Annotated in this window: 14 protein-coding genes; all 14 read right to left on the bottom strand. The window is 62.8% G+C overall.

All coding sequences use genetic code 11. The features are described from left to right. Positions 1-52: 52 nt before the first annotated feature. The 14 genes from ACWPVA_RS02925 to urtB all read right to left on the bottom strand — a co-directional run bounded on the left by ACWPVA_RS02925 (position 53) and on the right by urtB (position 12,835). Entirely contained in the window at positions 53-922 is an 870-nt protein-coding gene (locus ACWPVA_RS02925) for a GGDEF domain-containing protein (protein WP_454286243.1), read from the bottom strand. Between the two features lie 391 nt (positions 923-1,313). Next, on the bottom strand, positions 1,314-1,850 hold the full coding sequence (locus ACWPVA_RS02920; protein ID WP_454289512.1) for a redoxin family protein: 537 nt from the start codon (positions 1,848-1,850) through the stop codon (positions 1,314-1,316). A 212-nt stretch (positions 1,851-2,062) separates the two neighbouring features. After that, positions 2,063-3,775, bottom strand: coding sequence for an urease subunit alpha (gene ureC, locus ACWPVA_RS02915; protein WP_454286242.1), 1,713 nt, complete (start codon positions 3,773-3,775; stop codon positions 2,063-2,065). A gap of 5 nt (positions 3,776-3,780) precedes the next feature. Then, positions 3,781-4,434, bottom strand: coding sequence for a Urease operon accessory protein (locus ACWPVA_RS02910; RefSeq protein ID WP_454286241.1), 654 nt, complete (start codon positions 4,432-4,434; stop codon positions 3,781-3,783). Between the two features lie 13 nt (positions 4,435-4,447). Next, positions 4,448-4,861: a lysozyme inhibitor LprI family protein gene (locus ACWPVA_RS02905; RefSeq protein WP_454286240.1), complete on the bottom strand. Its 414-nt coding sequence runs from the start codon at positions 4,859-4,861 to the stop codon at positions 4,448-4,450. 17 nt (positions 4,862-4,878) lie between these two features. Continuing rightward, positions 4,879-5,184 carry an urease subunit beta gene (locus ACWPVA_RS02900; protein WP_454286239.1) on the bottom strand — a complete coding sequence of 102 codons (306 nt, stop codon included), beginning with the start codon at positions 5,182-5,184 and terminating at the stop codon, positions 4,879-4,881. 17 nt (positions 5,185-5,201) lie between these two features. Further along, on the bottom strand, positions 5,202-5,504 hold the full coding sequence (locus ACWPVA_RS02895) for an urease subunit gamma (RefSeq protein WP_115669576.1): 303 nt from the start codon (positions 5,502-5,504) through the stop codon (positions 5,202-5,204). A gap of 25 nt (positions 5,505-5,529) precedes the next feature. After that, positions 5,530-6,348, bottom strand: coding sequence for an urease accessory protein UreD (locus tag ACWPVA_RS02890; RefSeq protein ID WP_454286238.1), 819 nt, complete (start codon positions 6,346-6,348; stop codon positions 5,530-5,532). Next, positions 6,291-7,436, bottom strand: coding sequence for an alpha/beta hydrolase family esterase (locus ACWPVA_RS02885; RefSeq protein ID WP_454286237.1), 1,146 nt, complete (start codon positions 7,434-7,436; stop codon positions 6,291-6,293). The genes ACWPVA_RS02890 and ACWPVA_RS02885 overlap by 58 nt, the downstream gene beginning before the upstream one ends. A gap of 96 nt (positions 7,437-7,532) precedes the next feature. After that, entirely contained in the window at positions 7,533-8,234 is a 702-nt protein-coding gene (gene urtE / locus ACWPVA_RS02880) for an urea ABC transporter ATP-binding subunit UrtE (RefSeq protein ID WP_454286236.1), read from the bottom strand. Beyond that, on the bottom strand, positions 8,231-9,301 hold the full coding sequence (locus ACWPVA_RS02875) for an alpha/beta fold hydrolase (protein WP_454286235.1): 1,071 nt from the start codon (positions 9,299-9,301) through the stop codon (positions 8,231-8,233). Before ACWPVA_RS02875 ends, urtE begins: the two co-directional genes overlap by 4 nt. A 2-nt stretch (positions 9,302-9,303) precedes the next feature. After that, positions 9,304-10,056: an urea ABC transporter ATP-binding protein UrtD gene (gene urtD, locus ACWPVA_RS02870; protein WP_454286234.1), complete on the bottom strand. Its 753-nt coding sequence runs from the start codon at positions 10,054-10,056 to the stop codon at positions 9,304-9,306. A gap of 5 nt (positions 10,057-10,061) precedes the next feature. After that, positions 10,062-11,234, bottom strand: coding sequence for an urea ABC transporter permease subunit UrtC (gene urtC, locus ACWPVA_RS02865; protein ID WP_454286233.1), 1,173 nt, complete (start codon positions 11,232-11,234; stop codon positions 10,062-10,064). Further along, positions 11,231-12,835, bottom strand: a complete 1,605-nt coding sequence (gene urtB / locus ACWPVA_RS02860; RefSeq protein WP_454286232.1) for an urea ABC transporter permease subunit UrtB — start codon at positions 12,833-12,835, stop codon at positions 11,231-11,233. The genes urtC and urtB overlap by 4 nt, the downstream gene beginning before the upstream one ends. Positions 12,836-12,899 lie beyond the last annotated feature (64 nt).

Here is a 12,899-nt window from a genome sequence, read left to right as displayed (position 1 = left end):
TGGTTATTTTTCAACCATGCAAAAATAGAAGGCAAACAGCAAGGCTGAAGTTTCAGCCGGCCGCCGGGAGCGCCTCTGTAGAGCTCTGTATCATGCCGATATGCCTTGCCTCGGCGGCATCGCTTTCGCGCCTGGCCCAGCCAATCTCTTCTGTCTCGTGGACAACGCGGTTGCGTCCCTTGGCCTTTGCCAGATAGAGCGCGCGATCAGCGGCGGAATAGACGGTTTCAGGGCGAAGATCGGGAGCGAATTCGGCGATACCGGCCGAAACCGTCGCATGGATGGCCACGCCTTCGCAGGAGATCGCCCGGGCTTCCACCAATTGGCGCACCCGGTCGACCAGACCGATCCGGTGGGCAAGGCCGCCGCCCCGGATGATCACGCCGAATTCCTCGCCGCCAAGCCGTGCAACCAGGTGATGATCTTCGAACACCTCCCGCAGGATACTGGCCACCGCCTTGATCACCTCGTCGCCGGCGCAATGGCCATGGCCATCATTGACCGCCTTGAACCGGTCGAGATCAAGGATCGCAAGCGACGCCCCCGGAGCGGTTTCGGCCAGCGCTGCATTGAAGGCACGCCGGTTCAGCAAACCCGACAGCATGTCCGTCCGGCTGAGGCGTTCGAATTCCGCGCGCGACACGGACAGATCTCGAATCACATGGCCGGTGATGAGCGCAAGCGCCCCTGACACCGCACCGCCGAACAGCCAGGAGCAGGCAACGGACAACTTGACCGCATCAGCCAGCGACAGGGGTACAAGCCCCAGCGCGTAGCCGAGCGGCAGAAAGGCAAGATTGAACAGGAAGGCAAGCAGAACCGCTCGAAACGTCATTTTCAGGGCAAAATTATAGACCGCCGCACGGCTGTCGAAACTGCCGAGATCGACCTGAAGCGACATCCATCTCTTAAGAACATCCACCGCGCCGCCCCCTGTTCATGCAGCACTCATCGATTAGGCTCGTTCGATTGGCTTATTCTTAATGATAAAATTAAAAAGCCGAATAAAGCCAAAATATTTCAGATTACCCCACTGCTGAAAATCAATAACCATGGATTGAGGGCATCATAATAATTCACCCGAAGCAAAATTACTGAGAGACTAACGGAAAAAGAAAAACCGACAAGCTTTGAGTTGATATACTCAGCGTCACGATGATCTGTATGCTACTTTTATTCAAGCGCCGGGAGATAAGAACAAATATCCATTTGTTAATACCGGCGCGTGCATAGACTGCATGACAACACCGCCGCATTAACATGTCAGGCCCGGGGCGCCCGGGCCTGTTCAGTGCAAAGCCTGTTTGTAAAATTCAGGCGGCGATCTTGGCTTTCAGCTTTTCCATGATGTTTTGCGGCGAGGACACGCCATAGGGATCGCTGTCGCAATTGTCCGAATAACCCTCTTCCTCGAACCACTGCTCGACCTGGCCATCATTGATGATGGCGGCATAGCGCCAGGAGCGCATGCCGAAGCCGAGATTGTCCTTATGGACCAGCATGCCCATCTTGCGGGTGAACTCGCCCGAGCCATCGGGGATCAGCTTGACGTTGTCTAGGTTCTGCGACTTGCCCCAGGCGTTCATGACGAAGGCGTCGTTGACCGCAATGCAATAGATCTCATCAATGCCTTCAGCCTTGAATTCCGGATACATCCTTTCGAAGTCCGGCAGCTGATAGGTCGAACAGGTCGGCGTAAAGGCGCCCGGCAGGGAGAAGAGAATGACCCGCTTGCCCTTGAAGTAGTCATCCGACGTCATGTCCTGCCAGCGAAACGGATTGGCGCCGCCCACCGATTTATCGCGAACACGGGTACGAAATGTGACATCGGGAACTTTCTTACCGATCAACATGGCAATCTCCTTAGAATATCAAACGAGCGCCGGTGCCGCGAAGGCGGCATTGAGCTCTGGAGATGAGAGTTAAAGGAGAATCGTTTGCGGTGCAGCATAAATCCATTCCGCGAGCCCGCGGCATGGCAGATATGCAATAGGCGCATGTCTACCGTGTGACTTTCGCGGCGTCAGGCAAGTGAAAGCCGCCCTGCGCTTCTTAGCGCCAATCAGAAAAGGAAGTAGCGCTGCGCCATCGGCAGGACCTTTGCCGGTTCGCAGGTGAGCAATTCGCCGTCGGCGCGGACTTCGTAGGTCTCCGGATCGACCTCGATATGCGGCGTCAGGTCGTTGAGGATCATCGACTTCTTGGAAATGCCGCCGCGCGTATTCTTGACCGCCACCAGTTGCTTGGCGACCCCGAGCTTGCCGGCGAGACCGGCATCGAGCGAGGCCTGGGAAACGAAGGTCACGGACGAATTGGTGCGCGCCTTGCCGTAGGCTCCGAACATTGGCCGGTAGTGCACCGGCTGCGGCGTTGGGATCGAGGCATTCGGATCGCCCATCGGGGCGGCCGCGATCACGCCGCCCATGAGCACCAAGCTCGGCTTCACGCCGAAGAAGGCGGGATCCCAGAGCACCAGATCGGCGCGCTTGCCGACCTCGACCGAGCCGATCTCATGGCTCAATCCTTGGGCGATTGCCGGATTGATCGTATATTTGGCGATGTAGCGGCGCACACGGAAATTGTCGTTGTCGCCGGTTTCCTCAGCCAGCCGCCCGCGCTGGCGCTTCATCTTGTCGGCCGTCTGCCAGGTGCGGATCGCCACTTCGCCGACACGGCCCATGGCCTGGCTGTCCGACGCGATGATCGAAAACGCGCCGATGTCGTGCAGGATGTCCTCCGCCGCGATCGTCTCCTTGCGGATGCGGCTTTCGGCAAAGGCGATATCTTCGGGGATCGACGCGGACAGGTGATGGCAGACCATCAACATGTCCAGATGCTCGGCGATCGTGTTGACCGTGTAGGGCCGCGTCGGATTGGTCGACGACGGGATGACGTTCATCTGGCCGCAGATCTTGATGATGTCAGGCGCATGACCACCGCCCGCTCCTTCTGTATGGAAGGCGTGGATGGTGCGGCCGCGGATCGCGCCGATCGAATCCTCGACGAAGCCCGATTCGTTCAGCGTGTCGGTATGGATCATCACCTGCACGTCGTACTGGTCGGCAACGGTGAGGCAGCAGTCGATGGCGGCCGGCGTGGTGCCCCAGTCCTCGTGCAGCTTGAGCGAGGAAGCGCCGCCGAGGATCATTTCTTCCAATGCGCCGGGTAGCGAGGCATTGCCCTTGCCGGCAAAGGCAAGGTTCATCGGAAAGGCATCGGCCGCCTCGATCATCCGGGCGAGATGCCAGGGACCGGGTGTGCAGGTGGTGGCAAGCGTGCCATGCGCCGGGCCGGTGCCGCCGCCGAGCATGGTGGTGAGCCCGCTCATCAGCGCTTCCTCGATCTGCTGCGGGCAGATGAAGTGAATATGGCTGTCCATGCCGCCGGCGGTGACGATCTTGCCTTCGCCGGCGATCGCTTCCGTGCCGGGTCCGACGATGATGTCGACGCCCGGCTGCGTGTCCGGGTTTCCCGCCTTGCCGATCGCGACGATGCGGCCGTCCTTCAGGCCGATATCGGCCTTGACGATACCCCAGTGGTCGACGATCAGCGCATTGGTGATGACGGTATCGACCGCGCCATTGGCCCGCGTCACCTGACTCTGGCCCATTCCGTCGCGGATGACCTTGCCGCCACCGAACTTCACCTCGTCGCCATAGGTGGTGAAATCCTTCTCGACCTCGATGAACAGTTCGGTATCGGCGAGCCGCACCTTGTCGCCGGTTGTCGGTCCGAACATCGAGGCATAGGCCTTGCGGGACATCTTGTGGGGCATGACGATCAGACTCCTTGGGTGAGGGAGGACGCAGTGTCTGGATTGAGCCGCACCAGCTTGCCGGAAGCCACATGGGCCTCGATCAGCTGGCGCTCGGCGGCAAAGGGATGGCCGTCCCAGCCCTGATGGCTGAAACCGGCGACAAAGATCTGGTCCCGGTCATGATCCGGATCGGCCAGCACATCGGCAAGAACCTGCGCGACGACCACCATGCCGCTGCTCGGCACGACATAGGGCGCAGGATCAAACGCCAGCAACGCCCGTTCGACCGCCTCGTGCACATCGCGCGATACCACGCGGTGCCGCTTGGCGCCCGCTTCGGCAACGGCTGCGAAACCCGCCGTGTAGTCGTCGCAGAAGTCGTAGAGCTCAGGATGGCTGACAAGCAGGGCGTGGCGCATCTCCCCGAATTTTTGCGGATCGCGCACCGACCAGATCTCCGAGCACCGGCGGACTGCAGGGCTGTCGCGCCAGGCGCCGGACAGCATGGCCCGCGCCGGCCTGCCGGTATTGCATACGGCCACGACGTCGGTGCGGCTGCCGGCAGCCCCGAAGTTGCGGCACTCGTTGAAACGGATGACCCGGTCGGCGGCATCGATGCTGGCCGCCGCCCCTTCCGGTACATCTCCGTTCCCGACGATCATGATGCGCTTTCCCATCTTACTCCGATCGTCAGTTGCCGAAGCCGTTGACGAGGTCTTCCAGCTCCGCCGTCCGCTTGCGCGTCAGTTCGGCCAGGCAGAGCTCGATGATTGCCGGCTCGAGGCTGCCGCCGCGCACCGAAAAGCCCTCGACGTCGCATTGGCCGTCGCGATACTGGATCCAGGCACGCTGCGCCTTCAGCAAGGCATCGACCGCCCCCCTCTGGTCGGCGTCCAGCGCGGCATCCCAATCGGCCACCGCCGTCTTGGTCTTCGCCCATTGTTCGTTCAGCTTTTTGTCTTCCGCCGCATGCTCCTGCACGGCGCAGAGGGTCATGTCCGACTGGGTGACCGCATCTTCACATTTGATGATCGGCTCGTCCTCGGCCAAGGCCGGTAGGGCCATCAGCGTCGCAAGGCAGCCGACTGCCAGCAGTCTCTTCATCGTCTTCACCAGCCGCATCATAGCGCACCCATGACCTTCTGCCGGAAACCGTAAACCTCACGCTTGCCGGAAAGCGGGATGAGCGTCACCTGCCGTGTCTGGCCGGGCTCGAAGCGCACGGCGGTGCCGGCCGGAATGTCGAGCCGCATGCCGCGCGCCGTGTCGCGATCGAAGGAAAGGCCGGCATTGGTCTCGAAGAAATGATAGTGGCTGCCGACCTGCACGGGCCGGTCGCCGGTATTGGACACTTCGATCGTCACGGTCGGCAGGCCGGCATTGAGTTCGATCTCGCCTTCTGCGGCAATGATTTCACCGGGGATCATCGGCGGCTCTCCTCAGCTCAGCGGATCGGTTCGTGGACGGTCACCAGCTTGGTGCCGTCGGGAAAGGTTGCCTCGACCTGCACGTCGTGGATCATCTCGGCGATGCCCTCCATGACCTGGTCGCGGGTGATCACATGAGCGCCGGCTTCCATCAGTTCGGCGACCGGACGACCGTCGCGTGCGCCCTCGACGACGAAATCGCTGATCAGGGCAATGGCTTCCGGGTAGTTGAGCTTGACGCCCCGCTCCAGCCGGCGCCGCGCCACCATGGCCGCCATGGCGATCAGCAGTTTGTCTTTTTCCCTCGGGCTCAGGTTCATGACCGCTCCACGTTCTTGATCACTGTCATAGATTCCAGACTTTCGGCACTGACGCTCCGCCGCGCAAGACGGAAATCACCGGGATCAGGCTTTTTCTCAAAGTGTACCCATCTTCGGCCGCAAGCCGGGCTACCAGCTTTCCGTTCCACTGGCTGGCGCCGCCCGGGTTATCGCCGAGCGCGGCGCGGACCTTAGGCAGCAATGCCTCGCACAGCGGCCCGGTGTAGAGGACGGTGGCGAAGGCGACCTTGCCGGCGAGCACGGCCCCCGACGCCGTCAGTCCGCCCACGTCGCCCTCCATGCGCAGGTCCTCGGCATGGATCAACCGGCCGCCGCGCCGAATTCGCCAGCGGTCGCGCAGCGTGCCGTGCGCCATGGTCTCGCCCATCGCCTTGCGCCCGAGTAGGATCGCTTCGACGGCGACGAATTCGGCGCTCTCGTCGAGATCGACCTCGAGCCGGCGCGACAGGGCGGCATTGTCGAACAGAATGGATTCCTGCGGCAGCCAGTGAACTTTTGCGCCAGCTGCGGCCTCGATGCGGGTGACGACCTCGGCCGCACCCGCGGACGCCTTGTAGACCTTCTCGCAGGCCTGGGTGGTGGCGGTCAGGAACGTATCGGGACCGGCGAAAAACGACCAGTCCATGCGGTCGCCGCCGGTCAGCCCCCCGGCGGTGTTGATGATCACCGCCTCCATCTCGGCTGTGAAGGTTTCGGGCAGCCGGATCTTGGCCGCCCCCTCCTGATAGAGCTCGGCGAGACGCGTGCGCCCCCCGAGCGGCTTGGTCACAAGCCTTCCGACGCCCCGGGCGCGCTGAGGTCTGGTTGCACTGGCTGTCTGCACGCTGTTCCCTGCCCGCCCTTGTTGTTTGTGGCGGTTGTTGTCGTGTCGGTGCAGGTCGCCTTGGCGCTCGATGCGGCCATCAGCTCTCCTCCCGCACTGCGAAAGAATTCCCACATTCTGCCCGTCGCATCAAGCTCCCGTATTGTATCGCCCCCTGCCGAGACCCGAAATCGGACATTCGCACCCGGCCAGTCATGGGAGGCATCGGCGATCACGTATGACATGACGCTCGCTCCGGCGCGGCAGCCGGGATAGGTCGTCACTGTGACCGTCTCCCCCTCGTCGGTGATTGGGCGACTGTCGCAGCCGTTCAGTTCGGCCCAGCGTTTCACCGCGACTTCGCCGCCATATTGCCAATAGGGTCTGCCTCCGCCGGCGAACGGGTTGACGTGATCCTTCAAACCGGAAAACGCGATGATGGAAATCGGCTTGGCCGGCTGGCAGCTTGCCTTTCGCGGACGCCAGACACCGTCTTCCTGTTCCGGAGAACCGGCGCGCAACCCCATGACGAAGCCGGCTGCAGTGAAATCGCCATGCCCGTCGCAGACATACTGGGACAGCATGCGACCGCCGCCGGAATAACCCGACGCATAGATGCGGCCCGGGTCGATGCAGAACATCTCCTTGGCCTTCCCGACCGCGTCACGGATGAATCCTTCCTCATCCAGACCGTTGTCGCGACTTACCCCGGGCAGTGGCGTCACACCGGGCACGTTCCAGGCATGCGTGCCTGGGAAACCGCCATCCAGACTGCCCTGCAGGGCGACGACGACAAAGCCTTCCCGTTCGGCAACTTCATCCCAATGGCTGCGGTTGAGCTGGCCGCGGGGATGGCTGTTTGAGCCATGGAAGTCAAAGACCAGTGGCAGCTTGCGCTTGCCGTCATAGCTCGAGGGGATGAAATAGACGGCCGAACGATCGACCCCGCCGGACCGGATGTCGAGATCGTGCCGGCCGGCCGGCAGCGCCGCGCCGCAGCCCGAAGCCACCGCGCTTCCGGCCATGCCGGCGAGGAAGAAAGAAACCGTCGCGAGCAGGCCAACGGATTTGCCGCCCCGCGGACGGCGCAAGGCCGTGCTGGTTGTCATGGCTATGCCTTCTGTTAGCAGACGCGAGTCCATATCACTCTGATCCAAAGCATCAACCATATTTCACTAATAATTCATCAACCCTGCCCTGCAATATCATACGGTCAGGTGGCGGCGTGCCTCGGCGGTATCCAGGGTATCGGCGGCGCCCTGATGCACGATTTCACCGCGATCCATGATGTAGACGTGGTCGGCAAGCTCGCGGCAGAAATCGAGATACTGCTCGACCAGCAGGATCGCCATACCGGTGGAATCCCGCAGATATTGGATCGCCCGGCCGATGTCCTTGATGATCGACGGCTGGATGCCCTCGGTCGGCTCGTCGAGCACGAGGATTTTTGGCCGCGTCACCATGGCCCGTCCGATGGCGAGTTGCTGCTGCTGCCCGCCCGACAGGTCGCCGCCACGCCGCGACAGCATGGTGTTCAGAACGGGAAAGAGGCTGAAGATCTCGTCGGGGATAAACCGCTCCTTGCGCGGTAGCGGCGCATAGCCGGTCTCGAGGTTCTCCCTGACGGTCAGCAGCGGAAAGATCTCTCGGCCCTGCGGCACGTAGCCGATGCCGCTGCGCGCCCGGTTGAACGGCGCCATGCCGTTCAGCGTCACCCCATCAAAGGCGATCGTTCCGGCCGAGACGCCGTGCTGGCCGGTGACGGCACGCAGCAGCGACGACTTGCCGACGCCGTTTCGCCCCAGCACGCAGGTGATCTTGCCCATCTCCGCCTTGATGGAGACGCCCCGCAAGGCCTGGGCTGCGCCGTAGTGGAGGTTGATGTTGTTGACGACGAGAGCGCTCATGATGCTGTCTCCTTTAGGAAGTCCCTGATTGCGGAGAACATTTCCGCATTGTGTCCGATCCAGACATGGCCGCCGGTCGGGTAGAGAAGCAGTCTTGCGCCCGCCACGCTGGCGGCGATGTGGCGCGCCGCGTCGGCGGTCAGGTAGCGGTCGTCTTCGACCGAAATGGCAAGCGTCGGGGCGGTGATCCGCTTGAGCGGCATCGGCTGGGGATCGCCAGCCAGCCGCATGTCGTTGAGAAGCCCTTGCGTCCGCTCGCTGACCGGCAGGATGGAATCGAGAACCGCCTGCACGCGGCTACGCTCATCTGCGCTGGCGGCGGCCAACAGCGCCGGATCCGTCGCCAGGACCGAACCGATCACCATCTCGGGCATCGCCGAAATCGCTGCCCAGAAAAGAAAATCCGACCCGAGGGCCACTTCGACCACGTGTTGCTGGCCCGGCGACCACGGGCGCGCCGACGGTCGGTCCGGGACATAGGTGGCCGGTACGACCGGGATCAGCGCCGAACAGCGATCCGGGTGGCGGATGGCGAAAGCGATGGCCGAGAGCGCCCCGGCCGACCCGCCGATGACCGCGATCCTGTCGACGTCGAGCGCATCGAGCAGATCGACAAACGCGTCCGCCTGGTTTTCCGACGAGGCATCGGCCGGAAAAGCCGAGCCGAGATAGCCGAACCGCGACGGGGAAATCACCCGCATGCCAAGTTCGACCAGAGGCGCGGCAAACAGCAAACCCTGATCGAATCCCCCGCCGCTGCCATGGATCATCAGCACCGGCACACCGGTGCCGGCCTCGGCATATTGAAGCGGGCCGAAGCGGCTGTTGATCGTCGTGGCGCGATAGCCGGCGATGCGCGCCCGAGCAGCGTCGAGAGCCCGTGAATAGCGGCGGTGCAGCCAGCCGGCCGCAAGCGCGGCCACTGTGCCACCCGCAGCCAAGGCGAAAAGCGTCCTGCGCGTCAACATCGTCCCGATCTCCGCAACCACATCCACGACGCCCGACCGCCCCGCAGAGAGCAAGACCAGACTACCAGCGGGGCGGGTGGCAACATTGACCGTGATCAATTTTATCGCCCCAGATAGTTCTCGATCACCTTCGGATCGGCCGAGACGAAATCGATCGAGCCTTCGGCCAGCACCGAACCTTCGGCAAGGCAGGTCACCTTGACGCCGAGATCGCGGATGAAGCCCATGTCGTGTTCGACGACAACGACAGAACGGGTCTTGGCGATCTCCTTCAACAGGATCGCCGTCTCTGACGTCTCCGCATCCGTCATGCCGGCCACCGGCTCATCGACCAGCAGAAGCTTGGGCTCCTGCGCAAGCAGCATGCCGATCTCCAGCCATTGTTTCTGGCCGTGGCTGAGATTGGCGGCGAGGTCCTGGGCGCGTGCCGTTAGCCGCACCGTTTCGAGGATTTCCTCGATGCGCAGCCTGTCCTCCGCCGTCAGGCGGTAGAACAGCGTGCCGAACACGCCGCGGTCGCGGTTAAGCGCCAGCTCGAGATTGTCCCACACGGTATGGCTCTCGAACACAGTCGGCTTCTGGAACTTGCGGCCGATGCCGAGCTGGGCGATCTCGGCCTCGTCCTTCTTCGTCAGGTCCACCTCGCCGTTGAAGAAGACCTCGCCGCTGTCGGGCCGGGTCTTGCCGGTGATGATGTCCATCATCGTCGTCTTGCCGGCGCCGTTCGGGCCGATGATAGCGCGAAGCTCGCCGGGTTCGACGACGAAGGACAGCGAGTTCAGCGCCTTGAAGCCGTCGAAGGAGACGGAGACGCCGTCGAGATAAAGAATGCTCGTCGGTTTCTTGTCGTTCATGGCCTTCACTCCGCCGCCTGTCCGAGCGGCAACGCCGCGTCCGATGCCTTGTCACTATTGGCGGCAGCGTCCGCCGCCTTGCGCTCCCGGCGCACTGCCAAGCGCTGCTGAATTGTACCGACCACGCCCTTGGGCAGGAACAGGGTGACGCCGATGAACAGCGCGCCCAGCGCGAACAGCCAGAGCTCGGGGAAGGCGCCGGTGAAATAGCTCTTGCCGGCATTGACCATCAGCGCGCCGATAATCGGCCCGATCAGCGTGCCGCGCCCGCCGACGGCGGTCCACACCACCACTTCGATCGAATTTGCCGGGGCGAATTCGCCCGGATTGATGATGCCGACCTGCGGCACGAACAACGCGCCGGCAATGCCCGCCATCATCGCCGAGACGACGAAGGTGAAGAGCTTGATGTTCTCCACCCGGTAACCGAGGAAGCGCACGCGGCTTTCGGCATCGCGCACGCCAACCAGAACCTTGCCGCACTTGGAGCGCACGATCGCCGACGAGATCACCAGGCAGAGCGACAGCATGATCGCCGACAGGGCGAACAGCACCGCGCGGGTTCCATCCGCCTGGACGTTGAAGCCGATGATTTCCTTGAAGTCGGTGAGGCCGTTATTGCCACCAAAGCCCATGTCGTTGCGGAAGAAGGCGAGCAGCAGTGCATAGGTCATCGCCTGGGTGATGATCGACAGATAGACGCCGTTGACCCGGGAGCGGAAGGCGAACCAGCCGAACACGAAGGCGAGCAGGCCCGGTACGACCAGCACCATGATCATGGCCAACCAGAACATGTCCATGCCATGCCAGAACCACGGCAGTTCCTTCCAGTTGAGGAAGACCATGAAGTCCGGCAGGATCGGATTGCCGTAGACGCCGCGGCTGCCGATCTGCCGCATCAGGTACATGCCCATGGCATAGCCGCCGAGCGCGAAGAAAGCGCCGTGGCCGAGCGAAAGGATGCCGCAATAGCCCCAGACCAGGTCGAGGGCCAGCGCCAGCAGCGCGTAGCAGAGATACTTGCCCATCAGCGACACGGCATAGGTCGGGATGTGGAAGACGCTGTCCGGCGGGGTGAGCAGGTTGAGGGCCGGCACGAGGATCGCCACACCGAGAAGAATGGCGACAGCGACGACGATCTTGCCTTCGAGTGCCCTGAAGATGAAGCCCGTGATCATGCTTCCACCGCCCTTCCCTTGAGCGCAAAAAGCCCGCGCGGCCGTTTCTGGATGAAGAGAATGATCAGCACCAGCACGAGGATCTTGCCCAGCACCGCGCCGACCGAAGGTTCGAGGAACTTGTTGAGAATGCCGAGCGACAGCGCGCCGACCAAGGTGCCCCAGAGATTGCCGACCCCCCCGAAGACGACGACCATGAAGCTGTCGATAATGTAGGCCTGGCCGAGATTGGGAGAGACATTGTCGATCTGGCTGAGCGCCACCCCGGCGATCCCGGCGATGCCGGAGCCGAGCGCGAATGTGAAGGCGTCGACCCAGGGGGTGCGGATGCCCATGGACGAGGCCATGCGGCGGTTTTGCGTGACGGCGCGCATCTGCAGGCCGAAGGCCGAGCGCTTCATCAGCGTCAGAAGGGCAAAGAAGACAGTCACCGAGAACAGCACGATCCACATGCGGTTCCAGGTGATCGTAAGCCCGCCGAGCGCAAACGAGCCGGACATCCACGACGGACTGCCGACCTCCTGGTTGGTCGGGCCGAAGATCGTGCGGATCGACTGCTGCAGGATCAGCGAAATGCCCCAGGTGGCGAGCAGGGTTTCGAGCGGCCGGCCGTAGAGGAAGCGGATGACGCCGCGCTCGATCACGAGGCCGATCACGGCGGTGACGAGGAAGGCGACCGGCAGCGCGATCGCCAGCGACCAGTCGAACAGCTGCGGATAGCCGGTACGGATTACCTGCTGGACCATGAAGGTCGAATAGGCGCCGATCATCACCATCTCGCCATGCGCCATGTTGATGATGCCCATCACGCCGAAGGTGATGGCAAGGCCTATTGCCGCGAGCAGCAGGACCGAACCGAGCGAAATGCCGTACCAGATGTTTTGGGCCGCATCCCAGAATGCCAGGTCGCCCTCGATGCCGGCGATCGCCTTGTCGAGATCCGGTTTCAAGCTCTCGTCGATCGACGAGGAGACGGTCATCAGGATACCGATCGCCCCACGCCCGCCAAGCGAGGCGACCATGTTGATCGCGGCGCGCTTTTCCTCGACGGAACGGTCGGAGGCCAGCAGCGACACGGCGCGCGCCTCTTCCATACGGGCCTTGACTTCGCTGTCGGTTTCCCTGGCAAGCGCGGTCTCGACGAGGTCGAGGTTTTCGGCGCTTGGGGATTGCAGGACCTGCCGGGCCGCCTGTAGCCTTACACCGCGATCCGGGCTGAGGAGCGTCAGCCCGCCAAGTGCGGAACGGATCGCGCGGCGGAGCGTGTTGTTGACCTTGATCTTGGTGAAAGCGCCCTTCGGATCCTCGCCGACCACCTCGCCGGTCAGAGGATCGATGGCCGACAGATTGGAACCGGCGGCCCTGGTGACAACCACGGCGCCGTCCGACTTGCGGACATGGAGATCGCCCTCGGCAAGGGCCTCGAGCGCCGGAACGACACGAGCATCGCCGGTCGCGGCAATCTGCGTCAACAACACTTCGGCCTGCTTGAAACTCGCAGTGCCCAGCGCGTTGATCAGGTCCTTCGGATCGCTCTGCGCGAAGGACGGTGCGGCGAGGGAGAGGAAAAGGATGAGCAGTGTGATGAAACGAATTAGCACTTTCTTGTCCCCCGAGATGGCGGGGCGGCGGAGCCTAAGAGGCCTCTCATCCGCCTGCCGGCAC

Source organism: Rhizobium arsenicireducens (assembly GCF_964021225.1).
This window is presented reverse-complemented; position numbering and strand designations above follow the sequence as displayed.